Origin of the sequence: Synechococcus sp. H60.2 (assembly GCF_047462315.1) — a bacterium.
GTDB lineage: Bacteria > Cyanobacteriota > Cyanobacteriia > Thermostichales > Thermostichaceae > Thermostichus.
In genome coordinates, this window is record NZ_JANSIZ010000043.1 from 1 (window position 1) to 24451 (window position 24451).

The 24451-nt window shown below is 59.8% G+C and carries 20 protein-coding genes; 9 read left to right on the forward strand and 11 right to left on the reverse strand.

Annotation, left to right across the window (positions count from 1 at the left end):
- Positions 1–11 precede the first annotated feature (11 nt).
- The 3 genes from NW845_RS08195 (at position 12) to ndk (ending at position 1456) form a co-directional block, all read left to right on the forward strand.
- The gene (locus NW845_RS08195; RefSeq protein WP_414378068.1) at positions 12–200 is read left to right on the forward strand and encodes a transposase; all 189 of its coding nucleotides are present in this window, start codon (positions 12–14) and stop codon (positions 198–200) included.
- Positions 201–272: 72 nt separating this feature from the next.
- Positions 273–932, forward strand: coding sequence for a HupE/UreJ family protein (locus NW845_RS08200; protein ID WP_414372640.1), 660 nt, complete (start codon positions 273–275; stop codon positions 930–932).
- Between the two features lie 74 nt (positions 933–1006).
- Positions 1007–1456 carry a nucleoside-diphosphate kinase gene (gene ndk, locus NW845_RS08205; protein WP_414335826.1) on the forward strand — a complete coding sequence of 150 codons (450 nt, stop codon included), beginning with the start codon at positions 1007–1009 and terminating at the stop codon, positions 1454–1456.
- 98 nt (positions 1457–1554) lie between these two features.
- On the opposite strand, the gene NW845_RS08210 is transcribed toward ndk, so the two are convergent.
- The 5 genes from NW845_RS08210 to NW845_RS08230 form a co-directional block, all read right to left on the reverse strand.
- Complete coding sequence (locus tag NW845_RS08210) at positions 1555–2928, reverse strand: nitrate/sulfonate/bicarbonate ABC transporter ATP-binding protein (RefSeq protein ID WP_414336097.1); 1374 nt, start codon at positions 2926–2928, stop codon at positions 1555–1557.
- Positions 2929–2946: 18 nt separating this feature from the next.
- Positions 2947–4674 carry an ABC transporter permease gene (locus tag NW845_RS08215; RefSeq protein WP_414378049.1) on the reverse strand — a complete coding sequence of 576 codons (1728 nt, stop codon included), beginning with the start codon at positions 4672–4674 and terminating at the stop codon, positions 2947–2949.
- 87 nt (positions 4675–4761) lie between these two features.
- Positions 4762–5046, reverse strand: a complete 285-nt coding sequence (locus NW845_RS08220; protein ID WP_414378050.1) for a hypothetical protein — start codon at positions 5044–5046, stop codon at positions 4762–4764.
- 85 nt (positions 5047–5131) lie between these two features.
- On the reverse strand, positions 5132–5932 hold the full coding sequence (locus tag NW845_RS08225) for a hypothetical protein (protein ID WP_414378052.1): 801 nt from the start codon (positions 5930–5932) through the stop codon (positions 5132–5134).
- Between the two features lie 526 nt (positions 5933–6458).
- The gene (locus tag NW845_RS08230; protein WP_414378054.1) at positions 6459–7919 is read right to left on the reverse strand and encodes a carotenoid oxygenase family protein; all 1461 of its coding nucleotides are present in this window, start codon (positions 7917–7919) and stop codon (positions 6459–6461) included.
- Positions 7920–8074: 155 nt separating this feature from the next.
- Between NW845_RS08230 and ffh the strand changes: the two genes are divergently transcribed.
- From ffh to NW845_RS08245, 3 genes are all read left to right on the forward strand, one after another.
- Positions 8075–9526, forward strand: coding sequence for a signal recognition particle protein (gene ffh, locus NW845_RS08235; protein ID WP_414378056.1), 1452 nt, complete (start codon positions 8075–8077; stop codon positions 9524–9526).
- Between the two features lie 9 nt (positions 9527–9535).
- Complete coding sequence (locus tag NW845_RS08240) at positions 9536–9991, forward strand: tRNA (cytidine(34)-2'-O)-methyltransferase (RefSeq protein ID WP_414364681.1); 456 nt, start codon at positions 9536–9538, stop codon at positions 9989–9991.
- A gap of 89 nt (positions 9992–10080) precedes the next feature.
- Positions 10081–11952 carry a peptidoglycan D,D-transpeptidase FtsI family protein gene (locus tag NW845_RS08245; RefSeq protein ID WP_414378057.1) on the forward strand — a complete coding sequence of 624 codons (1872 nt, stop codon included), beginning with the start codon at positions 10081–10083 and terminating at the stop codon, positions 11950–11952.
- Between the two features lie 27 nt (positions 11953–11979).
- Here NW845_RS08245 and NW845_RS08250 read toward each other — a convergent pair whose 3' ends face one another.
- From NW845_RS08250 to NW845_RS08265, 4 genes are all read right to left on the reverse strand, one after another.
- Positions 11980–13200 carry a glycosyltransferase gene (locus NW845_RS08250; RefSeq protein WP_414378058.1) on the reverse strand — a complete coding sequence of 407 codons (1221 nt, stop codon included), beginning with the start codon at positions 13198–13200 and terminating at the stop codon, positions 11980–11982.
- Positions 13201–13387: 187 nt separating this feature from the next.
- Positions 13388–15859, reverse strand: coding sequence for an HD family phosphohydrolase (locus NW845_RS08255; RefSeq protein ID WP_414378059.1), 2472 nt, complete (start codon positions 15857–15859; stop codon positions 13388–13390).
- 65 nt (positions 15860–15924) lie between these two features.
- On the reverse strand, positions 15925–16374 hold the full coding sequence (locus tag NW845_RS08260; protein WP_414378060.1) for a plastocyanin/azurin family copper-binding protein: 450 nt from the start codon (positions 16372–16374) through the stop codon (positions 15925–15927).
- Positions 16375–16417: 43 nt separating this feature from the next.
- Positions 16418–17167: a 4'-phosphopantetheinyl transferase family protein gene (locus NW845_RS08265; RefSeq protein WP_414372659.1), complete on the reverse strand. Its 750-nt coding sequence runs from the start codon at positions 17165–17167 to the stop codon at positions 16418–16420.
- A gap of 82 nt (positions 17168–17249) precedes the next feature.
- Between NW845_RS08265 and NW845_RS08270 the strand changes: the two genes are divergently transcribed.
- Both NW845_RS08270 and htpG read left to right on the forward strand, forming a co-directional pair.
- Positions 17250–18611, forward strand: coding sequence for an LCP family protein (locus tag NW845_RS08270; protein ID WP_414378062.1), 1362 nt, complete (start codon positions 17250–17252; stop codon positions 18609–18611).
- Between the two features lie 105 nt (positions 18612–18716).
- Complete coding sequence (gene htpG / locus NW845_RS08275) at positions 18717–20576, forward strand: molecular chaperone HtpG (protein ID WP_414378064.1); 1860 nt, start codon at positions 18717–18719, stop codon at positions 20574–20576.
- Here htpG and ribH read toward each other — a convergent pair.
- On the reverse strand, positions 20570–21160 hold the full coding sequence (gene ribH / locus NW845_RS08280) for a 6,7-dimethyl-8-ribityllumazine synthase (RefSeq protein ID WP_414372665.1): 591 nt from the start codon (positions 21158–21160) through the stop codon (positions 20570–20572). The two genes, htpG and ribH, sit on opposite strands and share 7 nt — an antisense overlap.
- A gap of 544 nt (positions 21161–21704) precedes the next feature.
- Between ribH and NW845_RS08285 the strand changes: the two genes are divergently transcribed.
- Positions 21705–22733 (forward strand): LysR substrate-binding domain-containing protein, encoded by a 1029-nt coding sequence (locus NW845_RS08285; protein WP_414364666.1) that lies wholly within the window; start codon positions 21705–21707, stop codon positions 22731–22733.
- On the opposite strand, the gene NW845_RS08290 is transcribed toward NW845_RS08285, so the two are convergent.
- On the reverse strand, positions 22615–24451 hold a 1837-nt coding region (locus NW845_RS08290), incomplete at its 5' end, for a tetratricopeptide repeat protein (RefSeq protein ID WP_414378066.1). The genes NW845_RS08285 and NW845_RS08290 overlap by 119 nt on opposite strands.

Consider the following 24451-nt stretch of genomic DNA (forward strand, 5'->3'; position numbering starts at 1 on the left):
CATCAAGTCGCATACTAAGGCAACAGTTTGCGGAACAGCTCAATAAAGTGTACTGGGGAAAGGCTAAGCTTTGGCATAATTCTAAGTGCATTGTCTCATGCGGCGGTGCACCTCTAGAAATTGTGAAGCGATATATCCAGAATCAGTCAGGGGGCGCTATCCCTCCCCACCCGGGTGGGGAATCCCGCGCCTTACGTTGAAGACTAGAAAAGAAATGGGTACAGCAAGCTTAGACCCCTTCGCATAGGTTCAATCGTGAGGGAGCAAAAAGCATGTTTTGGCAGTGGCAGCGACCTTTGGCCTTGCCTGCTCCAGTGGGACGCAACTGGGCCGTTGGCATGGGAGCAGGGATCGCCTGGCTGACCTCTGGGCCGGCTCTTGCTCACCACGTTTTGGGCGGGAGATTGCCGGCCACAGGATGGGAAGGATTTCTCTCGGGGCTGGCTCACCCTGTTATTGGCTTAGATCACCTGGCCTTTGTGGTGGCCATTGGTCTCATTGCGGCAGGGCAGCCCTGGCGCTATGGGATCCCGCTGGGCTTTGTGCTGGCCGGTCTGGTGGGCACCGGGATCCACCTGGCCGGCTGGGATCCCCTGGGGCTGACGGAGTTGGCCATTGCCTGCTCCATAGTTCTCTTTGGCCTGCTGCTGGTTCAATCGCGGCAGATCCCAAGTTGGCTTTTGCTGCTGTGGGGATCCCTGGCGGGGCTATTCCATGGCTATGCCTATGCCGAAGCGATCATCGGTGCCGAACCCATGCCCTGGCTGGGCTATCTGCTGGGGTTGAGCACCGTTCAATATGGGGTAGCGCTCCTTGCCCTCTGGGCGGCTGAAACCTGGGCAGAGAGGATCCCTGGCTTAATCCGCAGTGCCGGCTGGATGATTGCAATAGTGGGGGCTATATTCCTAACGTTGGCGGTGGTGAGCTCCTAGACACCCTTGCACTGGGGATCCCCAATCCGGTACAAGGATAACGGTGAAGATGAGTAACAACAAGGGGAGATCCCATGGAGCGCACCTTTATCGCCATTAAGCCAGACGGCGTGCAGCGGGGTCTGGTGGGCACCATCATCCAGCGCCTGGAAAGCCGGGGCTACCAATTGGTGGGCCTAAAGCTGGTGCAGGTAAGCCAAGAGCTGGCGGAAGCCCACTACGCTGAACACAAGGAGCGCCCCTTCTTCCCCGGTTTGGTGAAGTTCATCACCTCAGGGCCGGTGGTGGCCATGGTCTGGCAGGGCAAAGGGGTGATTGCTGCCGCTCGCAAGCTCATTGGCAAGACCAACCCTTTGGACGCCGAGCCGGGCACCATCCGCGGTGATTTTGGCATTGATATTGGCCGCAACCTCGTCCATGGCTCCGATGGCCCCGAGACCGCCCAACGGGAGATCGCCCTTTGGTTCCAGGAATCCGAGCTGGTAAGCTGGACGCCCGCCACCCAAAGCTGGATTTACGAGTAGGCATAGCCGGCGGCAGCAAAATGGCTCGTCGCGTCGATCCCTAGTTCTCTTCTCCCTTTGAACAGAGGCTAGAGATAAAAGGCAAAGCCAAGCTGGCCCTAGCCAGAACGGGAATCAAGGCCGACAGGCTCAGAAGCGGCGGAGCTTTCGCTGGGATCCGGGAGATACAGCCGCTCTTCCGAGGCATCGTACTCAAAGAGCTCCGCATAGCGCCCCCAGTCAACGGCTGTAGCAAACTGCCGCTCAGCTTCTTCGTGGGGAAAATGTTCGTCCCAGAGATCCAAGAAGAAGTCCGCCCGCATGGAGCGGCTGTTTTTTTCTTCCAGCGTCTGCAGGATGCTCTTGAAGACCGGCACCCGTGCCAAAAGCTGCTGTCGGAAGAGATCCTTGCTGCGCAAGATGGTGGTGTTCGCAAAGTCTTGGCCGATCTCGGTCAGTTGTACCACCCTGCCGCTTACCTCGGCAAAGCCCAACAGCACCGCCGCATCCAAAATCGGCAGCAAGTCATCCACCGCCAGTTGCAGCCGCTCGGCCAGCTCGGCAATCTCTACCCGTGCCTGCGGCCATTCCACAATCAGCTCCAGCAAACCACTGATGCCGCCCACCCGCGCATGGGGCAGGGGCAGCGCGTAGGGAGAAGTTGCCCTACTGCTTACCGAAGTGGGGGCAGCCACCTCGCCGGTTACCGGGATCTCCGGATTGGTCATGATCTCGTAGATGTAGTCGACCAGGGACTTGAAGCGGGGATCCGTACGTTCGTGGGGCCGCGGCAGGTCGATTTTCACCTCTCCCCGGATCCGCCCCGGCTTGGATCCCAGGATCACCACCCGATCCGCCAAAAACACGGCCTCTTCGATGTTGTGGGTAACGATGAGAATGCTCTGGGAAGGGAAGGCCTGGGTGTTCCAGAGCTCGTCGATCTCCCCCCGCAGGTTCTCCGCCGTCAGCACGTCCAGAGCGCTGAAGGGCTCGTCCATAAACAGCACCTTGGGCTCTAGAACAAAGGCGCGGGCAAAGCCCACCCGCTGCTTCATGCCCCCCGAGAGTTCCTTGGGGTAGGCGTTCTCGAACCCATCCAGGCCCACCAGGTCGATGGCCTTGAGGGCCCTTTGCCGCCGGATCTCGCGCGGGATCCCTTGAGCCTGCAGCCCCAGCTCCACATTTTCCTGCACCGTCAGCCAGGGCAAGAGAGCAAAACTCTGAAACACCATGGCCACATCCGGGTTGGGGCCCCGCAGAGGACGTCCATTGCTCAACACTCGCCCTTCGCTAGGCGGGATCAGGCCCGCCATGATGCGCAGCAGGGTGCTTTTGCCGCTGCCGCTGCGGCCCAACAAAGCCAAAACTTCCCCTGCCCGCACTTGCAAATCTATCTGGCTTAAAACCGTAAACTCGCCCTTGCCCTCCGGCAAAGGAAAGCGCTTGTAGACCCTCTCAACTTCGATCAGAACCGGAGAAGCTGCAGAACTCATATCAGATAGCCTCAAAGATTAAAGGTGATATTTTTCTTCTGCCAATTGATACAACCGCCGCCAGAAAAGGCGATTGATGCCCACCACAAACAAGCTCATCATGCCAATGCCCAAAGTAATGCGGGGCCAATCTCCCACCGCCGTTGCCTCAGCGATATAGGTGCCCAATCCCGTAGCCTTGAGAGTGGTGGATCCCCAGGCCACGATCTCCGAGACAATGCTAGCGTTCCAAGCGCCGCCGCTGGCCGTGATCCCCCCGGTAACCCAGGCAGAAAAGATCCCCGGAATAATCAGCTTTTGCCAGAGCTGCCATCCCCGCAAGCCCACATCCACGGCCATCTCGCGCAAATCTGTGGGAATGCTCTGGGCGCCAGCAATGGAGTTAAAGAGAATGTACCACTGCGCTCCCAACGACATCAGCAAAATGCTGCCCCACTCAATGCTAATTTGGGTGCGGATGAAAAACAGCGTGGCAAATGGAAAGAGGAAATTGGCCGGAAAAGCTGCCAGAAATTGCACCACCGGCTGCAGCAACTTTGCCAGGTGTGGATTAAAGCCGATGGCCACTCCGATCGGCGTCCAGATCACGGTGGCGAAAACCAACAGCACGCTGACCCGCAGCAGGGTGAGGATCCCCAGCCCAAAGGTCAGCAGCACCTCCCCGAAACCCACGGTGGTGGACACAAAATGAACAATCCAAATCCCGATCCCGCCAATGGCCAGCCAAGAGAGCTGAGTCAACAGCCGCTCGCGGCGTCGCTCCGCCTCGGGATTGGGTGGATCCCCCCAGCGCGGGCGAGTTAAATAGGACAACAGCCGATCCGCCAATTCTCGGAAGGGAGCCAGCCAATTGCCCAGCAACCGCGGGATCCGTGCTGTGGTTAGCAGATCATACAGCCACGACTCCGGGGCAGCCGCACTGGCGCTCTGCTCCAGGCGAAACTTATCCGACCAGGCCACCAGAGGCCGCCAGAAGAGCTGATCCACCAGCAGGATCACCACCGCCATGGTCAAAAGCGCCCAGCCCAACTTGGGCAGATCTTCAGCTTGAATGGCGGCTTCCACATAGGATCCCAGGCCGGGCAGGGTGTACTCCTGGTTAAGCACGCTGATGGCCTCGCTGGCGGCCACAAAGAACCATCCCCCGCCAAAACTCATCATGGCGTTCCAGATGAGGCCCACCATCGCTGCCGGCACTTCCAACTGGACGAAGCGCTGCCAGCCCGACAAGCGGTAGAGGGTAGCCGCTTCCACCAGCTCCTGCGGCAGGGTGCGCAAGGATTGGTAAAAGGAAAAAGTCATGTTCCAAACCTGGCTGGTGAAGATGGCGAAGATAGAAGCCGCCTCCAGACCCAGCAGGCTGCCGGGAAAAAGTGCGATGAAGCCGGTAACGGTAATGGAGAGAAACCCCAACACCGGCACCGATTGCAGGATGTCCAACAAAGGGATCAAAATTCGCTCCGCCCAGCGGCTTTTGGCGGCGATATACCCGTAGATCAGGGTAAAAAGGGTGGAAAAGAAGAGGGCGATGAACATGCGCAAGGTGGAGCGGGCGGCGTAGTAGGGCAGGTTGCGCGGATCCAAGTCGATCTGAGGCACCACCGCCGGCGGCTGAAACTGCTCAAAAGCCCCCGTCCCCACCTGCGCCACCAAGGCCAGGAGAACCAAAGTGCCCAGAATAATAGCCCCATCAGCAGCCCCAGCCGGCAGCCGACGGAGCACCTCCGGAGAAGGAAAAGTCCTCATGTCCCCTGAATAGGCCTGGGATCCGCGCTCAGTGTACACTGTTTGCGGTTAAGTTAAAAAGGGGTTCGAGCTGGAGGATCCGGCCTGCTATTCTTCCTCCGGCAACTCGGGAGGAGGTTCATTCCACCTGGGATCGTCGAGGATAGCTTTTTTGGTTTCTTTGAGCTGTTTCCACAGTTGTTTAATTTGGCGATAGGCCTCTTCCGGGGTAATCTTGCCCCCTGTTTCTAAGCCACAAATCAGCGACACCTTATTGCTAAATTCCTGGAGATTGGCATCGAAAATTAAGTTCTGCGGCTTCACCTCACCCCAGTAGGGATAGCGAGGGGAAATAAATTCATCCTTGTTGTGAGAAGGGTTTGACTCTGTCATGTCGCGACCACACGGTGAAAGGCCTATTACAACGAGGTCAATATCAGAAGCGCAGTCGAGACAAAATCGTATCCAGGAATGGAGGCTATAGACGTTTTTTCTTGACCGGCTTAGCTGGTTTGGGTGCTTTGGCGGGATCCGAGGGCGGATAGGGTTGAGCGGACTTTGGCTGTTGCCCGCGAGTGGAGGGGGGAGAGTGTTTCTTGAGTTTGGGGCGGGGAGTTGAGCGCTTTGGGCGTGGCGGCGCTTTGAGCACAGGGCCGACAGGAGTTCCTGCCTCCACGTAGAGCAGGGATCCGCGGCGGCGCACCTGTAGATCCCAGAAGGTGCCCACTCCTTTGCCCGGCAAGGATCCGATCAGGCGCAGTTTAAAAGCCTGAGGCTTGGGAGCTGTTGCTGCAGGAGACGCAGTGCCCTTTGCCGTCTGGGCCCGCTGAGGGGAAGAGCTGGCGGAGTTCTTTTTGCTGGATTGACGGATTTTGACGATAATGAACCCTTTTTCCTGCGATTGGAAGACGACCTCGCCGCGAATGGAAAACCAGTCCGGCACCACCGTCGGACGGGATCCCTCTGGCAGGGTTTGCCCCATTTCTTCTGGGGCCCACACCCCCATCAATTGTACATGCAGATCTTGGCTCTTGTCGCGGGTGCGGGGATAGACCACCCACAAATAGTTGCGTTCTGGCTTCAGGTGCTTGCGCACCAGGCTCATTACCCGGCCTAGCAGTACCGCATTGAGATCTAAACCATCCGAGGTGCGCAAAATCCCGCGAGTGAAGTGGTTGGGCGAGGGAATGTACCGCCCCTCGATGAGGCCGATGGCCCGGTACTGCATCTCTTCCCCGGGCGGCGGGATGGGCTCTAGGCAAGGTCGCTCTCTTCCCATCGCTTTCTTCTGCTCTAGACTAGCGGCGGCGGCAACAACAGGCAGGCCCCCACCAGAAGCTGACCCGACCTCTTGAGCTGATTCCCTGGGCTCGCTGGTTGAGGTGGGCCGGGGGGGCCGTACAATTCGGAGGGGAGGTCTCAGATCTGAGGACATCGTAACGGTTCCGTTGCAGTCAATCCAGGAGGTTTACCAGAATGCCTAGCGGTCGGCGACGACGCTCGTCTGGCAGTGCAAGACATCTGCTGTTGCCAAAACGGGGCTTACCTCTCCCTTTGACCCAAGACCCGCTCAACACACTACCGAGCCCCACAAGCTTTCCTCTTTTACTCCCGTCAGCAGACCCGCCCAGGGCCTGCGCCCAACCCATCGAGGTTCAGCAGTTGTCATCACTGTAGCTGAAGTCTAACCGATAGTAGCAACTGCTCCGGTTCAGGTTGCAGAATGTTGAGCTACAGAGCCGCACCCTTTCCTCAGCTTGCGCACGGCGGCCCAGGACGAAGCCAGCTATGCCAAGATCCCTCCCCTATCCCTTGTTGGGATCCGCCTCTACCCATGTCTGAGGGGTGAAGCTGCCGTGGAGGCCGTAGGGAATATGGTGCCGCAAGGGGATCCGCGCCACCGGGCCGGCTGCCAGGTTGGCAGCTTCTAGGATCACTACCTGCGAGCGCTGACTGGCGGCATCAAAGACCACTGTTACAATCCAGCCGGCTTCCTCCGCAGCGTCCTCAGGATCGGGGATGAATACCGGCTCTCCCACAAAGCCGCGCGGGGCAAAGCTGTATTGCTCACTGCGGCCTGTTGTCGTGTCTAGCCTAAGAATGGCCTGCAAGGGGGCGTTGGGACCGGGAGCATGGGTAGCCCCAATGTAGATATAGCGATGGGATCCCCCCATGCAGGCGGGGTGAATAGCCGGAAACTCCACCGAGCGATCAAGCAGGAGCTCCCGCTTAACCTTGCCCGTCTTGGGATCCAGCTCAAACCGCCACAGCTTGCCGGCTGGCACCTGGGCAAAGTCAATTTGCAAGTAGTCAGCCCCCGGCTCCAGGGCAGGGTAGGTTTCGTAGAGAACGGCATCGACCACCACCTGATCCCCAACGTCGTAGCCGTTAACAAAATGAAAGACAAACCCTGGCTCCGTTTGCAGTTGCAGCGGCTCGCCCTGTTGGGGAAATAGCCAGATGCGGGTGGGCTCTCCTTTTTTTAAGGTCAAGCAGGTGCCTGCCGGCTGCCAGCCCAACACATAGGGCAAGGGGTTAAAGGCCACCGGGTTCTGGAAGAAGATCCAGTAGCGGGGAGTCCAGACAAAGTCGTGCAGAAAGGCAAAGCTGGGCAGGCGGTAGTCCCGCTTTTCCACCAGCTGTCCTTGGGCGTCGACGCGGTAAAACACCAGTATGGAGGGGGGCCCTGTCTGCACCCCAAAGGCCATGAGATCCCCCGTGGCTGGATCCCGGCGGGGATGAGCCGTAAAAGGCTGGTTGGGGGCAAGGGCACCGGCAAAGGTTTCGATCCCTTCGGTGGCCAAGGTGGCCGGGTTCAGCCGATAGGGGGCGCTGGCCTCCCAAAGCGCTAGCAGCTTGCCGCCTTGGTAGATGACGTTGGTGTTGGCGGGATTTTTGAAGCGCAGATCGAGGAAATTGGCCCACCAGCCCCCCGGCTTCTGGGTGCCGAAAACGCCGCGGTAGAGCACCCGTCCCGCCTTCTCCTCTGCCTCAAACTCGGGAGTGCGCACAAACCGGTTGCGGAAATGCACCCGCCCGCCTACAAAGGTGATGGCACACACCATACCGTCGCCGTCGAAGGGATGGCCATAGCGCTGGGATCCCGCCTCCAGCTTGCCGGGCCCATTGCGAAATAGGGTTCCCTGCAGCCTCTCAGGGATCCGTCCCTCGATCTCTGTCACCCAATAGTCGTACTCGTGGGACAAGGAGCGGTAGCCCAACTGCCAGTCGGTGGTGCTGTAGGAGCGGGAAGCAACGCTGACCATGGCCAGTCTGCAAGCGACGCCTTCTATTGTTGCTTAAACTTTCGTAAAGTCGCCAGCCTTTCTCGGTCCAGGTAGCGGGATCCCAAGATGGAGCTGCTCCAATTGAACTATGGTAGGAAATGCCCTAGCAGCCCTTGACAGGATGAACAGCGCTCATGTTTGATGCCCTCTCCGAGAAGTTGGAACTGGCCTGGAGAAAACTGCGCGGCCAGGACAAGATCACCGAAACCAACATTCAGGAAGCCCTGCGGGAGGTGCGGCGCGCCCTGTTGGACGCCGACGTCAACCTCCAGGTGGTGAAGCAGTTTATCGAGGACGTGCGGCAGGCCGCTCTGGGAGCTGAGGTCATCCTGGGGGTGACGCCAGACCAGCAGTTTATCAAGATCGTCCACGACGAGCTGGTGAAGGTGATGGGGGAGGCGAATGTGCCCATTGCCCAGGCGGAGCAGCCCCCCACCATTGTGCTCATGGTCGGCCTGCAGGGATCCGGCAAAACCACCACCTGTGCCAAGCTGGCTTTGTATTTGCGCAAGCAGGGCAAAAGGCCACTCCTGGTGGCTGGCGACATCTATCGTCCGGCGGCCATCGACCAGCTCAAGACCCTGGGCCAGCAGATTCAGATTCCTGTCTTCGACCTGGGCAAGACGGATCCCGTCGAGATCGCCTGCCAGGGAGTGGCAGCCGCGCGGGAACAGGGCTACGACTACGTTATCTTGGATACCGCCGGTCGCCTGCAGATTGACCTGGAGATGATGGCGGAGCTGGAGCGGATCAAGGCGGCGGTGCAGCCCCACGAGATCCTGCTGGTGGTGGACGCCATGATTGGGCAGGAGGCCGCCAACCTCACCCAGGCCTTCCACGAGCGGCTGGGTCTTACCGGCGCCATCCTCACCAAGCTAGACGGCGATACCCGCGGCGGGGCAGCCCTCTCCATCCGCCAGGTGTCCGGCCAGCCCATCAAGTTCGTCGGCGTCGGCGAAAAGGTGGAGGCTTTGGATCCCTTTTATCCGGATCGCATGGCCTCCCGCATTTTGGGCATGGGAGACATCCTCAGCCTGGTGGAAAAAGCCCAGGAGGCAATTGACCTGGGAGATGCCGCCGCTATGGCGGAAAAGATGATGACCGCCCAGTTCGATTTCACCGATTTCCTCAAACAAATGCGCCTGATCAAGCGCATGGGATCCCTGGCCAGCTTGCTGCGGCTGATGCCGGGGATGGGGAAGATCAGCGAGGAGCAACTGCAAAAAGGACAAGACCAACTGGCCCGTGCCGAGGCCATGATCAACTCCATGACCCCCGAAGAGCGCCGCAACCCCGACCTCTTGGCCCGCAGCGTCAGCCGCAAGCGGCGGGTGGCCCTGGGCTCCGGCCACAAGCTGGAGGATGTCAGCCGCCTAGTGAGCGATTTTCAGCGCATGCGCGACATGATGCGCAGCATGAGCCTGGGCGGCCTTCCGGGGATGCCGGGTGGACGAGGCCCACTGCCGGTGGGCGGCCCCCAGTGGCGGGGACGTTCTGCAGCGCCGCCGCGACAGCAGCCCAGCCGCAAGCCGGGCAAAGGTGGGGGCAAAAAGGGAGGCGGCAGCCGCGGGTTTGGCAGCCATTGAGAGCGGCCCATGCCCTTCCATGTTGTTTTGGTAGCTCCGGAGATCCCAGCCAACACGGGGAACATTGCCCGCACCTGTGCAGCTACCCGCACGCCCCTCCACCTGGTGGATCCCTTAGGGTTTCGCCTCTCGGATCGCTACCTCAGGCGGGCAGGGCTGGACTATTGGGAGCACGTCCAACTGCATCGCTATCCCTCTTGGTCTGCTCTGGTGCAAGCCCATCCCGAGGCGCGGTTCTGGTGCTTTAGCGTGCGGGGCAAGGCCCTCTACACCGAGGTGGCCTATCAGCCCGGAGACTGGCTGGTGTTCGGCAGCGAAAGCTGCGGCCTGGATCCCATGTTCTTGGAAACTTACCCGAGCGTGCGGATCCCCTTGAGCGGGCCGGTGCGCAGCCTCAATCTCAGCAATGCGGTGGCGATCGCCCTCTTTGAAGCGTTGCGTCAACAGGGATTTTCCACCCAATGAGGCGAAGGCTGGCCGGACAAGGCGATGGGCGGCAAACTAACGGTGGTATCTATACAGGGGTGGCAGTGGAAGACAGGTCTGGGGCCGGTTTGGGCCAGCAACCTTTGCAGACCCGACAGAGGAGCCGGCAACTTGCCCAACGGCAGCGGGGCAGACCTGCTTCGCCCCCTTGGCCCCCCAGCCACTGGCCCCAGGGATCCCGGCTGGCGTGGCTTTTGGGGGAGCGGATCCCGACAGCCCGGCAACTGAACTTTCGCGTCGGGGCGGTGGGCCTCGTTCTGGCTGGTGCTCTAATGGGGGTGGGGGCACGTTTGGTCTATTTACAACACCACCAGGGCCCGCTCTTACAGCAGCGGGCCGAGGCCCAGCAACGAGCCCAACTCCGACCCTTCCTCCCCCGCCGCTCGATTGTGGATCGCCACTCCGTAGCTCGGCAGCAGGCGGAGCTGTTGGCTGTAGATCGCCCTGTCTATACCCTTTGGGCCCACCCTCGCCTCTTCGGCAAGCGTACCCCCCAGGAGATTGCCACTGCTCTGGCCCCTCTGCTGCGGCGGCCAGTTGAGCAATTGACTCAGCAGTTGTCGGCCACTCACGCGGTACGGCTGGAGCGCTGGCTGTCGCCGGAAGTGGCGGCTCAAATTCAGGCTTTGTACCTGGACGGCCTGGAACTGGTGAGCGAGCGGCAGCGGGTCTATCCCCAGAAGGAAATGGCCGCCGAAGTGGTGGGCTATGTGGATCTGGATCACCGTGGCCAAGCGGGGCTGGAGTACTCTCAACAGGTCTTGCTGGAGCGGACGGTTCAGCCTGTCACCCTTCCCCGCGATGGCTACGGCCAGTTGTTGGCGGCCGAAGTGCCGGAAGGACTGTTGCAATCCCAGGAGACGGTGCTGCAACTCACCCTGGATATGCGGCTGCAGCGGGCTGCCCGCGCCGCCCTGAAAACGCAACTGGAACGGTTTCAAGCCCTACGGGGCACCGTGATCGTCCTGCAACCTCACACGGGAGAGATCCTGGCCCTGGTGAGCGAGCCCACCTACGATCCCAACCGCTACTTCGAGTATGACCCTGCCCTCTTTCGCAACTGGGCCGTTACGGATTTGTACGAGCCGGGATCCACCTTTAAGCCCATCAACATCGCCATTGGGCTGGATGCCGGCGCCTTCACGGCCAACGAACGGGTCTACGACGAGGGACAGATCTGGATTGGCCGCTGGCCTATCCAAAACTACGACTACCGGCAGCGGGGAGGCCATGGCTGGATGAGCGTCACCGATATCCTGCGCCAGTCGAGCAATGTAGGCATGGTCCATCTGATGCGCAAGCTGGATCCCCGCCAGTATTACAATGCCCTGCTGCGGTTGGGATTTAACGAGCCCAGCGGCGTGGATTTGCCCTTTGAACCGGCCAGCCGCCTGAAACCCCTGCGGCAATTCGTAACCGTGCCGGTGGAGCGGGCCACCGTTGCTTTTGGCCAGGGTCTGGCCCTGACCCCCCTGCAGTTGGCCGCCATGCATTGCATCATTGCCAACGGCGGGCTGAAAGTGCGGCCCCACGTGGTGCGCGGTCTGGTTGAAAAGGATACCGACACCTTGGTTTGGGGATCCCCCCAACCCCAGCCGGTACGGGTGTTGTCGGAGCAGGCCACCCTGGCGGTGCGCATCCAAATGCGGGACGTGGTGGATTTTGGCACCGGGCAATCGGCCAAGATCGAGGGATATGAAATCGGCGGCAAAACAGGCACGGCCCAGAAAGCAGGGCCGCAGGGAGGCTATCTGCCCGGCAAGCGCATCACCAGTTTTGTGGCCTATTTCCCCGCCCTTCGCCCCCAGTACGTGATCTTGGCCGTGATCGACGAGCCGCGGGGAGAAGATGCCTTTGGATCGACAACGGCGGCTCCTGTGGTTCGCTCGGTTATCCAGGAGATCATCACCCTGGAAGGGATCCGCCCCAACTCCACCTAGCCTCTGGCCCTCGGGCGAAAGCTGGGATCAGGACTGGCTGCCCTCGGCATCCGACTTCGCTGCCACCCGCCAGCTTAGTTTAGCGTTGAGATAAAAGTTCCAAAATACAACAATGCCAATTGCAATCAAGTTAGCCAACAGATAGTGAATGCCCAGGCGCTCACTCAGCAAGATCAACAACGAAGAGTTGAGCAGCAAGCCGATCAGGCAAATGACATTAAACTTAACCAATCGCTTCAGACGATTCCAGAGGCCTGGCTGTAGCCGAGTGACATGGCGAAAGGTCCACAGGTCGTTCCAGAGGAAGTTGTTGAGAATGGCCACCTCAGAGGCGATGAGTTTGCTGATAGCCAGATCCCACCCTAAGTTGTTGGGATCGTGCAACAGATACAGCAACGTCATATCCACAAACGTGCCGGATAGGCCGACCGTGCTAAAGCGCAAAAAGGATCCCATCTGGCCTAGGGAGAAGCGAAGAGCAATAAGGTGGTGGAGATACTGGAGGCAGGTTTGCAGTTGGATTTTGCTCTCGCCGTTTTGGCGCTCCTGGAAGATATAGCCGACCTCAGCTATGGTCTTCACCCGGCCCCGCGCCAGCACCTCGATCAAGAGCTTGTAGCCCTTGGGGCTGAGCGGGATCCCGGCAATGGCTTGGCGTCTAACCAGAAACAACCCGCTGAGCGGATCCGACACCCGCCTGAAAACCCCCGGCAGCAAAACCAGCCCAATAGCCTGGGCTCCCCGGGAGACGAGGCGCCGGCCCAGGTTCCAGTGGCTCACCCCCCCCGACTCCGCGTAGCGGCTGCCCACCACCAGGTCTGCCCCTTGCTGAATAGGGGGCCACAACTTGAGGATGATCTCTGGCGGATGCTGCAAGTCTCCATCCATCACCCCCAGCACCTCGCCGCGGGCAACTTGCCATCCCCGTAACACGGCGGTAGCCAGGCCCCGTTCGTGTTGGCGGCAGATAACCTGCAGTTGGGGGAATTCCTCTTGTAGTTCTTGGGCCACTTTGGCCGTGCAATCCGGGCTGTTGTCATCTACCACAATCAGCTCGTAGGCTCCTGGCAGAATGGCGTCCAGGTGGGCACACAACTGCCGGATTAGGCTGCCAATGCTGGAGGCCTCGTTGTAGGTGGGGATAACCAGCGAAAGTTGGACAGGGCTAGGCCGGGAAAGAGGCGGGATCTGAATAGGGACTGCCGAAACTTTGGGAGGGTTGGAGGAAGCAGGAGCTGCATAAGGCATTCAGCAGGCCATCCAAAAACGATGGTAAAGGATCCTGAGCATAGAGCTTGAGTGCGGGTCAAGCTGAAACCTTGGAGTTGTTTCGCTTCGCAACAGCGCCACGCGCCACCGGCGCAAATGATCCCCTATCGTACTGATGGATGAGCTCTAGAACTAGACTTTTCTCTCCCTACCCAGCTCGCCGAGGCTAGGGGGATCCTGTCGAAGGAGTCATCAACACAGGCATCTCGGCCTGGGCAGAGTCGGGCTCAGGCAAGGGTGGGGCAGGGGCAGGACTGGGGTAGGGAATGCGCTCGTGGTTGGACTCTCGCCAAACTTCCACAAAAGCCTCGGCCACTATCTCCAGATCCTCCAGCGTCAGGCCGCTATCGACCAGTTGGCCATCTTGCCAACGGACCTGGGCAATTTTGCGGACAACAGCCTTGGCCCGCTCAACCACCTCAGGGCCAAAGCCGTCGCTCAGGGTCATGCTGCGCAGGGCCGCCTCACAAGCATCGGCAAGCATTACCACCCCTGTCTCCTTGCTCTGGGGGATGGGGCCATCGTAGCGGAACAGCTCCTCGGGCACCGGCTGATCCCCGGCTTTCAGCCGAGCCTGGTGGTAGAAATAGGCGATCAAAATTGTTCCCTGGTGTTCGGGAATGAAGGCCCGCACAGCGGTGGGCAACTTGTACTGCTTGGCCAGGCGCAGTCCATCGCTGACGTGGGCCTTGATGATCTGGGCGCTGCGGTAGGGATCGTCCAGTTGCGTATGAGGGTTGAGGCCGCCCATCTGGTTTTCGATGAAGTAGCGGGCCTGCAGCATTTTGCCGATGTCATGGTAGAGGGTGCCGGTGCGCACCAACTCCACGTTGAGGTTCAGCTTCTGGGCAGCCCGTTCCGCCAAGGTGGCTACAAACAGGGTGTGCTGGAAGGTGCCGGGGGCTTCTGCCGCCAGCCGCCGCAGCAGGGTGCGGTTGGGGTTGCTCAACTCGATGAGGCGAATGGGGGTGGCTAGGTCGAACAAGCGCTCCAGGTAGGGGCTGGCTCCCAGCGCCACAATGCTCCACCCCAGCGTGATCCCTCCCCCCAAGGCCATCGCCAATAGGTCGATGCCGCCAGTTGTGGTCAAGCTAACAGCCGCATAGGTGAGCATCTGCACTGCCGCCGCCCCTCCTCCCAACAAGGCCAGCTCTTCCCGAGAGCGGGAGCGCCCGGCCAGGGCGCAGGCCACCACACTGCCGGAAAGCAAGGGTGCGAAGGTGAGCAGATTGGCAGAGGAGACCAACGGCAAAAGTAACGCCTGGCCCACCACCACCACCAGGCCCAGCCCTGCCCCGTAAAAACTGCCCAGCAACAGCCCCACCGCCGGCAAGGAGCTGAACTCCAGCTTGAACAAAGTTGCCACAAGCGGAGCAGTCAGGGAAACCATCAGGATCAACACCCGATCCCGGCGGCGCAATCCCGGCTGCAAGCGTTGCTGCAAGGGGACGAAAATGGCCAAGCCCAAGCCCATAACGCCAGCCACCCCCACCAGGCCCCAGACGTTGATCCTGCGCTGGGTAAAACCAAAGTGATCCAAAATCAAAAAGATCTCGGGGGTGATGATCTGATCTGCTCGCACAATCACCTGGTTTTCCGCAACCGAGATCAGGACGGGCTCAACTTTTTCCAGCTCGGCGCGAATGCGCTGCTCGGTGCGCTGCGGATCCACCTCCAGATTGGGGATCAGCACCTGCTGCAGCCACTGATAGACCAGCCCCTGCAGCTCCTGCCGCTGGGCGGCACTGCCTGGAAAGGCCAGCTCGTCCAGTTGGGCTTGGATCCCTTCAGCGCGCACCTCGCGGGGCAGGCCATCCACAATGCCTATCTTCTGCAGGCGCTCCAAGACCCGCCGGCTCAGGCCCTGGAGCTGCTGCCACTCAGTCTCTGTTAAGTTGAGAACCGTGGCCGCGACAGGGGGGGTGAGCTGCTCCAGAGCCGCCAGAGCCGCCCGATAGCGCTGTTGTGCCGCCTCCACCTGGGCAATTAACTGGGTATAGGGATCCGTGGCCGCCGTCTGAGTGGCCGCCCCATCCAACCAGGCCCGCTGCCAAACCTCGACCAGCTCCTGCCGGGCCCGCTGCTCTGGAAAAAGCGGCTCCAGACGTCCAGCAACCTCTTCCGACAGAGAGTGAGTGGCTGCACGGGTGCGGATGGCCTCTTGTCGGACACGAGCCTGAAGGAATTCCCACTCTTCTGGGGCAAGCTGGCGCAGGTAGATCTGCGTTGGCAGAGATAGCAATTGGACAGAAACATAGGGCAGAGAACCTGCCTCTTGTCGGATGGCCTCCACCGCTGCCAGGAGAGCCTCCAGATTTTGCCGCATGCTCTCGTTGGCGGTGCTGTTGATTTTGAGGGCTTGCACCACGCGCCGTCGCGCCTCGGCCTGCCGGGCCTGGGTAGCCTCCACATCTTCGATCTCTGCCGCAGTAGGAGCGAGGAAGGTTTGCGGGGAGCGGCTGCCGACGGTCAGTTGCGGCTCGTTGTAGTAGCGGATCCCGTGAACAGCAGTGAGGGAGAGAAGCGCTAGGGCATAGCCGGCAACCCGCTCCGGCAGGGGGGGCCTGCTCTTGCGAGGAGAGGCTGCCTGGCGTCGCCGAGTCCAGTGTTCCACGATGGGGCTGAGCAGGTTTTTCATGCGATTTGCCTGGCAGCGTCTTTCTCTTTTCTATCCCCTTTTGCCCCCCTAGCCCAGGAGATAGCCTAGTCGCCAATGGTAATCTGCCCAATCATGCCCGCTTCGGCGTGGCCGGGAATGGTACAGACCAAAGAATAAACTCCAGATTTCAGGGGAATAAACTGCCACTCCACTGCCGCACCTGGCTTCAGCTCCAGTTCTCGGATCTGGCCCTTGATTTCCACACCGGCCACTTCCAACTTGCGAGTCCAAACGGCATCGGCAAAATCTTTGGCGCTGAAATAGTGCTTCAACTGGCTGGGGTTGCTCAAGTGCAAACGGTAGAGGTTGCCGTTGCGAAAAAAGAGCTCCTTGGGCACAAACACCAACTGGTTATCGGCAGTACCTAACTCGACAGCTTTGTCCTGGGGCGTTTGCCGCGACAGATCCCGCGCCCAGGCCGGATGCGGGATCCCGCCGATCGCCATCCCCAGACAGAGGCTCAATATCAGGAGATAACGCAACCCACGCAACATAACCCCAACATGGAAACTCGGCCTGAAAACCCAAGATAGCAGCTCAAGCGGGAGTGAAGAGATCTGCGCCTTGGCAGAGCTGCACCGTCGGGACTGGCCCGCCCACTTCCAGTCGTTCCATCGCCACAGCGGCAACGTAGCCCTCGGCAACCCGCAGGGGCAGGGTCAGCCAGCAGGGATCCCCAGCCGCGGCCCTGGCTCTGGCCAGCCCCACGCCCATGGCTTTCAGGAGAGCCTCTTTCTGCGTCCACAGCTCCAGGAAAACCCTCTCCCGCTCTGCCGGTGGACAGGCCAACAGACGAGCCTGCTCGGCGGCGGAAAAATAGCGTCGGGCAATGCGTGGCCAGCGGGGCACGGGTCGGATCCACTCCAAGTCCACCCCGATCCGGGCTTGCCACATCAGGCCGACCAGGACGCGCTCGCGGGAGTGGCTGAGGTTGAACTGCAGCGGTAGGGGTGGATCCGGCCAATAGGGCTTGCCGGCGGCGGTGTAGCCGAGGGGGATCGCGCGGGGAGGGAGGCCGCTGTAGCGGCCAAGCAGGGTTCGCAACAGCAAACGACCACCCAGAAAGCGACGCCGATCCTCCATCCGCTGTAAACGCTCCGCGCGCTGCCGTTCCTCATGGGAAAGAAGGTCGAGCTGGGAGAGCAACTCCGCCAGCGGCGGCAAGACTTGTAGCCACAGGTGCACCTCCGACTTCGCCAGCAACAGTTGCAGGGATCCCGCCGGGGAAGCTGCCGTCTCGCCGAAGTTGGGTATGGACAGTCCTAGAGAATAAGGATGCGGTAACATGACCTTGAATTGGTGGGGTTGGCCACACCCCCTAAACAGTACACCCCTTCCTGCAGGCGCCCGCGAGGCTCGGCCCGACCTGATGTCCTCCTTCCAGTATCCACCCCGCCCAGACCGTGTCCGCGCCGCTCGTCAGCAGGCCATCCGCCGGGGGATCCTCTGGCTGTTGTTGGGATTCACGGCTGTGTTGTCAGGTTCTGCCGGTGCCTTTTTGGCCGTGATGCTGCCTCGTCAGGTGATTCCCACCTCCCTGACTGCCAAAGAACAGGAGGCCTTCCGACCGGATGCCCTGCGCGCTGCCGCTCTGGATCGATCCTTGCACATTCTCATCCTCGGCACCGACAACCCGGATCCCACCCTGCCTTTGTCCACAGAACGGGAGCGTCTCAACACCCGCACCGACACCATCCTCTTGGCCCGTTTTGATCCACAGGCGCAGCGGATCACTGTCCTATCCATCCCTCGCGATACCCGCGTGCGCTTGCCTGGCTTTGGTGTAACCAAGATCAATGCGGCCAACTTGGCAGGGGGCCCGGCGCTGGTGGCCCAGGTGGTCAGCACCTTGCTGGGCGGGATCCCGATTGACCGCTATGTTCGCCTCAATACCGAGGCCCTGGAAGCTTTGATTGACGCAGTGGGGGGTGTGGAGGTCTATGTGCCGGAGCCCATGCACTATGTGGATCACACGCAGCAGTTGTTTATTAACCTAGAGCCTGGCTGGCACCGCCTCAATGGCGAACAAGCCCATCACTTTGCCCGCTTCCGCCGCGACCACCTGGGCTTGGGGGATATCGGTCGGGTACAACGGCAACAGGAGCTGCTGCGGGCCCTGAGCCGGGAACTGCTCTCCCCTGCCGTCTGGCCGCGCATCCCGAAGGTTTTGCAGGTCGTCCGCACCCACCTAGAGACCAACCTCACCTGGGAAGAGGTTCTGAGCTTGGCCAAGTTCGTCCTCACCTCTGGGGACGATCGCATCGACCTGGTGCTGTTGCCGGGCCGCTTCAGCCAGCCGGGAGAGTTTGCCACCAGCTACTGGCTGCCAGATTTGGCCGGGATCCGCCGCCTGGCCGTGACCCACTTTGGCCTGGAGGCGGAAGTAGCCCCCATCTCGCCGCACCGCCTGCGCATAGCTGTGCAAAATGCTACCGGAAAGCCGGGGATGGCCCGCCGCGTGGTGCAAGAACTGGTTCGACAGGGCTATACCCAGGTTTTTGCCGTCGAAGACAGCCCCCAGGTGTTGCCGCAAACGGAGATCCTCGCCCAAAGCGGGGATCGGGAAGGAGCCAAGCAGGTTCGCGCTGCCCTTGGCCTGGGAGAGCTGCGGGTGGAATCCACCGGCGTTCTCAACTCCGACATCACCATTCGCGTTGGGCAAGATTGGGCCCACCAGCTTACCCTTGATATCGACCAGGCGCAGAGTCCGGCCAGAGGGGCTCAGCTCTAGAGCCGGTTCGGTTGCGGGTGCGGATTTCTGGAAAAAGTTCAGCTTGTCGGGGCCTTTGCTACCTCTGTAGATTGGCACTGAGCTTGTTGAAGTGCCGAGCCATCTATGACTGTGCTGGAACAGGGATCCATCACCATCCACACCGAGAACATTTTCCCCATCATCAAGCAGTCTCTCTATTCGGATCGGGAGATTTTTTTGCGGGAGCTGATCTCCAATGCTGCCGATGCCATTGCCAAGCTCAAGATGGCCAAACTGGCCGGCGAAGTGGCGGATCCCCCGGAGCCGGAGATCGTGATCGCGCTCAACAAAGAGGCCAAGACCCTCTCGGTCAGCGACACCGGCATTGGTATGACTGCCGAAGAGGTAAAAAAGTACATCAACCAGGTGGCCTTTTCCAGCGCTGAGGAGTTTATTCAAAAGTACAAAGGCAAAGACGCAGAACAGGCGATCATTGGCCACTTTGGCCTGGGATTCTATTCCTCTTTTATGGTGGCGCAGCGGGTGGAGATCGACACCCTTTCCTATCAGCCCGGCAGCACACCTGTGCAGTGGTCTTGCGACGGCAGCCCAACTTTTACCCTTTCCGATTCGCAGCGCTCCGCCATCGGCACCACCGTCACCCTTTACCTCAGCCCGGATAGCGAGGAGTATCTGGAGCCAAGCCGCATCCGCGAATTGGTGCGCAAATACTGCGACTTCATTCCCGTCCCTATTAAACTCAACGGAGAAGTCATCAATCGCCAGAAGCCCCTCTGGAAGATTCCTCCCTCTGAGCTCAAGGATGAGGATTACCTAGAGTTTTACCGCTACCTCTATCCCTTCCAAGAGGATCCCCACTTCTGGGTACACATCAACACGGATTATCCCTTCATCGTGCAAGGGATCCTCTACTTCCCCAAGTTGCGTCCGGATATCGATCCCACCAAGGGCCAGGTCAAGCTATTTTGCAACCAGGTTTTTGTCCAGGATAACTGCGAAGAAGTCATTCCCAAATTCCTCCTGCCTCTGCGCGGTGCCATCGACAGCCCAGATATTCCCCTCAACGTCTCCCGCAGCTTCCTGCAAAATGATCGCACCGTCAGGCGCATCGGGGATCACATCGCCAAAAAGGTGGCGGATCGCCTCAACGAGCTTTACAAAGAAGACTACGAAAAATATGTCAAGGTCTGGCCCGATATCAGCCTCTTCATGAAATTTGGGGCGATGAACAACGACAAGTTCTTCGCCCAGATTAAAGACATTCTCATTTTCCGAGTGGCCGGATCCCCTGCCGATAAACCGGAGTACGTGACCCTCAAAGCATACCTGGAGCGCACGCGGGAAAAGCAAAACAAGCGGGTTTACTACGCCACCGACGAAGCAGCCCAGAGCGCCTACATCGACCTGCACCGCTCCCAGGGCCTGGAGGTCATCATGCTGGATAGCTGGATCGACAGCCATTTCAGCAGCTTCCTGGAGCGGGAGTATCGGGAAGAAGGGATCCAATTTAAGCGGGTGGATTCCGAGCTGGACGAGACGCTGATCCAGAAAGACAAAGCTGCCGATCTCGTCGATCCCATCACACAAAAAACCCGCAGCGAAAAGCTGGTGGATCTGTTCCGTCAGGCTTTGGGCAAAGAGAAGCTGCAGATCAAAGCCGAGGCCCTCAAGTCTGAGTCAGTTCCGGCTATGATCCTGCTGCCGGAGGCGCTGCGGCGCCTCCAGGAGCTCAATGCCATCCTGCAACAAAAGCCCATGGAGTTTCTGGAAGAACACACCCTAGTTCTCAACACCGCCCACCCCTTGATCCAAAACCTGCAGGCTCTGGCCGAGGAGGGGCGGGATCCAGAGCTGGTCAACCTCATCTGCAATCACATCTACGATCTAGCGCTGATTACCCAGAAAAGCTTTGACCCCGCAGCCGCACGGGCCTTTGTGCAGCGCTCCAACGAGGTGCTCACCCGTCTAACCCGCCGTCAGTAGGCGGCACTCTCCAAAGTTACCCCCGGCTGCAGCGCCTCTGCTCCACCGGGCAGAGAGGGACGGGAGGCCGCTCCATTGTTGCCAGCCCTGTCACTCCCTTGCAACAGGGGAGCTACTTGGCGCATCAGGGTGGCCATCTCCAGGGCACTCATGGCGTATTCCCAGCCTTTGTTGTTCTTGATCCCGGCCCGCTCCAGCGCCTGCTGCAGAGTATCGGCAGTGAGGATCCCGAAAATGACTGGCACGCCGGTGCGAAAACTCGCTGCCGCGATCCCCTTGGCCACCTCTGCTGCCACATAGTCAAAGTGAGGGGTTTGGCCGCGAATCACCGCCCCCAAGCAGATGATGGCATCGTAACGGCGGGACTGGGCCAGTTGGTGGGCTACCACAGGCACCTCAAAGCTGCCGGGCACCCAATAATAGTCCACCTGCTGGCTCTCCGAGCTGACATCGATGCCATGCCGCTTCAGGGCATCCTGGCACCCCTCCAACAATTTGCCGGCAATCAAATCGTTAAACCGACTGATAACAATGGCCAGACGCAGATCCCCCGTCTGAACAAAATTGCCTTCGTAAACTGCCATCTGCACTGCTCCGGGAAAAAACCACGGGTTGCTCCACACCGCAAAACCGTGTTTTCTTATCGTGAACGACTCCCGACCCTCATCTTCGTTGAGTCAACACACCATGGCTTACCCACGCTGCGCGCACCGATAGCGTACGCCTTCACGCTTCACAGACTTGTTGGTACAGAGGTCTCAGCGTGCGGCCACCGTGCGACCCACGGCGGGAAACTCTCCAGAGATTGAACTTGTTCTCCTTAACTGTAGCAGGAACGGCTTTCACCCCGACACTGATTGGCTCTTGAGTAAACAAAATTACAGTGTGGGGCTTGCTGCCGATGAAGCCAATGCACCCTTCTCCTCCAGATCTGCCCAAACAGGGGTGGCGGCACCTGGCCTTCGGCATTCCCACAGAGCTGAACGGCTCGCCAATCCCTCCCCGTCCTCCAGAAGAAGAGCCTGCGGAGACGCGCTCGAGCCGGCGGGCCCTCAGGGAAATCTCGCCAAGGGTCATAGATTGAGGTTTATGATTTAAGAGTAAATCTTTAGTGCTCCTTGATTCTCCATGAAGGCCATTACGCTGCACCAGTTACAAATCTTCGAGGTTGCTGCCCGTCATCTCAGCTTCACCCGTGCCGCTGAGGAGCTTTACCTGACCCAGCCCACGATTTCCATGCAGATCAAGCAATTGAGCAAATCGGTGGGGTTGCCGCTGTTTGAACAGGTGGGCAAGCGGCTCTATCTCACAGAGGCGGGGCAAGCTTTGTACCAGACTTGCCAAAAAATCTTTGAGCAGTTGAACCAATTTGAGATGACCCTCGCCGACCTGAAGGGGTTAAAACAGGGACGGCTGAGCATTGGGGTTGTCACCACTGCTAAGTACTTTATTCCTCGCCTGCTGGGGCTATTTTGTCAGCAGTACCCCGGCATCGATGTATCCCTCAAGGTGCTGAACCGGCAGCAGGTTCTGGAGGGGCTAAGCAACAACATGGATGATCTCTATGTAATGGGGATGCCGCCGGAAGATTTGGATGTAGTGGCGCAACCCTTTCTGGAAAATCCCTTGGTGGTGATGGCTCCTATTCACCATCCTTTGGTGGGCCAGAAGCGGATCCCCCTGGCCCGTATTGCTCAAGAGCCCTTCTTGGCCCGCGAACCCGGCTCCGGCACTCGCATGGCAGTGGAGCGGCTCTTCGACAAACATAACCTCAAGCTCAACATCCGCATGGAGATAGGCAGTAGCGAAGCCATTCGCCAGGGCATCATTGGCGGGCTGGGCATTTCGGTTTTGTCTCAGCATGTGTTGGCTCTGGGGGATTGGCAACACCATTTGGCCATTTTGGATGTGGAAGAGTTTCCCATCCGTGGATTTTGGCATTTGGTCTATTTGCGCTCCAAGCGCCTCTCGGTGGTAGCCAAAGCTTTTGCCGATTTCCTGCTTTCTCAAGTTTCTCAAATGGATCTGGATCTTCCTCCTAAAGAGCTGCACAGAGCCAACTCAAATCCCAATCCAGATTGGCTTTCTGGCAAAGGGGATAGACTGCAGCCGCCAGCTCTTGTTTCAACCCCTGGAGGCTCCGAATATCATGGGTAAAAAAGACCTGTAAAAATGCCAAATAGGCCCGTGCCCAATCGTCTTCGGGATCCAGCTCGACAATCCGCTGAAAATGCTGCTGGGCTGCTTCTGGCTGCAGCAGCGCCACCTCCATTAGGCCCAGTTCGTAGTGGCTTTGAATTTGGCGCTCGATTTGGCCTTGGTCAGCAGCCTGTTGCTGTTCTCCCTCCAGAAGCTGGCGTGTCAGGATGCGATCCGGGTCGGTTGCGAAAGTGGCATACTGCAAAGTTGTCCAGGCGTTGAGGTAGAGGGAGAGCGCCTCCAGATCCCCAGCCGCAGCCGCCCTAGCTGCCTGTCGCAGGGGAAAGAGGAGATCTCCTGGCGGGATAAGGGATCCCTTTTCCCTACCAGGAGACCCACGCCAGTGCTGTCTTAGCGACCGGCGCATTCCTTTGGGGGGTTGCCACTCCAGGTGGAGGATTCCTTCTTCTCCGGCAGACTCTGGCCAGAGGGGCAAGGTCAAGATTTCCTCTACCTGCCAATTGCTCCTGGTGCGGGGTTGCAGGCGGTTCTGACCCACCACCCAGGCCTGCTCCGCCAAGATCTGCTCCTGGGGATTTTCCAACCGCGCCCAGACTAGCGTTTGGGCCAAGTCCTGGGCCGGGCCCTGCCAGCGCAGCCGCCAGGCCGGGATCCCTTCCTCTGGGAAGACCTTGAGCTGCAGCAGCTCCACTTCCTCTACTGGAGCAGGCACCTCTTGCAGCACAACCCTGGGCTGGGTGGGGAAGTAGGTGTACAGCCGGCCCACCGCTTGTAGATCAAAATGCTCTTGCTGCCAGTCCGGACTCTTGTCTAGGAGTTGCCGAATTTGCTCCTTAGCTGGACCGTAGGGGCCGACAATTCCCTGCTCCCCTGCCGCATCCACAAACCCATCCAAGAGCACCAGCTCCAGCTCCGGCCAGGGAGTCTGGCCAGCCCCCCGGAAGGTAATGGGCCAGCGCTGCAGAGCCGCCAGGTAGCTGAGCGTCTCGGACGAAACCAGCTCAGTGTTGGGAAGAACGCCTAGGGTGGTGGCCAAACCTGGCTGCACCAGGGATCCAATCCACCGCGTCAGCTCCTGCTGGGGGTGCTGCCCCTGCCAGTGCATTTGGATCCCCTTCCAGAGAGGGGCCACGCCAGGGGTGAGGGGCTGCCCCAGGTTGAGCAGGGCCAGGGATCCCAAGGCTAGGCTCAGGCCTACTCCCTGCCGCAGTGCCCTTTGCCCCCAGCGCGCCCCCAGCCACCGCCAGCCTTTGCCCAGCCCACCCGCTGATAGGATGGCCAGCAGGGGCAACAGCGGCAGCGTAAAGCGCACATCCTTAATGGCTACCAGGGTGTAGAGCAAGTAGCCCGAGCCGTAGAGGCCCCAGAGGAGAGTCTCCCGCCGGCTTGGGGATCCCCAGAGCGAAAGCAGCGGCAAGGGGCACAAAAAAGGGCTCATCTGCAGGGGCAAAACGCGCAAGTAGGCTGTCCACCAGCAGAGGGATCCCGCTGGGCAGGTGACGTAGTAATGGGCAGTCTCGGCATAGGCCCAGCCGTTGCTGAAGACAAACAGCCAATTGGCTCCATACCAGGGCCAGCACAAGAGCAGCGTCACCCCCATCCCCAGCGCCAGGTGGGCCAGCCGCACCGGCCAAGGGAGCTTCACCCCCAGGGGCACAGCCAGCAGTGGCGGCAGCAAAAACAGCACCCCTGTCCACTTGGCCAGCAACACCGCC

What these genes read in the sequence shown, in the direction of transcription:
- NW845_RS08220 (WP_414378050.1), bottom strand. Translation starts at nt 5,046, where the DNA reads ATGACAGAGTCAAACCCTTCTCACAACAAGGATGAATTTATTTCCCCT.
- htpG (WP_414378064.1), top strand. Translation starts at nt 18,717, where the DNA reads ATGACTGTGCTGGAACAGGGATCCATCACCATCCACACCGAGAACATT.
- NW845_RS08200 (WP_414372640.1), top strand. Translation starts at nt 273, where the DNA reads ATGTTTTGGCAGTGGCAGCGACCTTTGGCCTTGCCTGCTCCAGTGGGA.
- NW845_RS08285 (WP_414364666.1), top strand. Translation starts at nt 21,705, where the DNA reads ATGAAGGCCATTACGCTGCACCAGTTACAAATCTTCGAGGTTGCTGCC.
- NW845_RS08260 (WP_414378060.1), bottom strand. Translation starts at nt 16,374, where the DNA reads ATGTTGCGTGGGTTGCGTTATCTCCTGATATTGAGCCTCTGTCTGGGG.
- NW845_RS08225 (WP_414378052.1), bottom strand. Translation starts at nt 5,932, where the DNA reads ATGGGAAGAGAGCGACCTTGCCTAGAGCCCATCCCGCCGCCCGGGGAA.
- NW845_RS08265 (WP_414372659.1), bottom strand. Translation starts at nt 17,167, where the DNA reads ATGTTACCGCATCCTTATTCTCTAGGACTGTCCATACCCAACTTCGGC.
- NW845_RS08210 (WP_414336097.1), bottom strand. Translation starts at nt 2,928, where the DNA reads ATGAGTTCTGCAGCTTCTCCGGTTCTGATCGAAGTTGAGAGGGTCTAC.
- NW845_RS08250 (WP_414378058.1), bottom strand. Translation starts at nt 13,200, where the DNA reads ATGCCTTATGCAGCTCCTGCTTCCTCCAACCCTCCCAAAGTTTCGGCA.
- ffh (WP_414378056.1), top strand. Translation starts at nt 8,075, where the DNA reads ATGTTTGATGCCCTCTCCGAGAAGTTGGAACTGGCCTGGAGAAAACTG.
- NW845_RS08270 (WP_414378062.1), top strand. Translation starts at nt 17,250, where the DNA reads ATGTCCTCCTTCCAGTATCCACCCCGCCCAGACCGTGTCCGCGCCGCT.
- NW845_RS08255 (WP_414378059.1), bottom strand. Translation starts at nt 15,859, where the DNA reads ATGAAAAACCTGCTCAGCCCCATCGTGGAACACTGGACTCGGCGACGC.
- ndk (WP_414335826.1), top strand. Translation starts at nt 1,007, where the DNA reads ATGGAGCGCACCTTTATCGCCATTAAGCCAGACGGCGTGCAGCGGGGT.
- ribH (WP_414372665.1), bottom strand. Translation starts at nt 21,160, where the DNA reads ATGGCAGTTTACGAAGGCAATTTTGTTCAGACGGGGGATCTGCGTCTG.
- NW845_RS08215 (WP_414378049.1), bottom strand. Translation starts at nt 4,674, where the DNA reads ATGAGGACTTTTCCTTCTCCGGAGGTGCTCCGTCGGCTGCCGGCTGGG.
- NW845_RS08240 (WP_414364681.1), top strand. Translation starts at nt 9,536, where the DNA reads ATGCCCTTCCATGTTGTTTTGGTAGCTCCGGAGATCCCAGCCAACACG.
- NW845_RS08230 (WP_414378054.1), bottom strand. Translation starts at nt 7,919, where the DNA reads ATGGTCAGCGTTGCTTCCCGCTCCTACAGCACCACCGACTGGCAGTTG.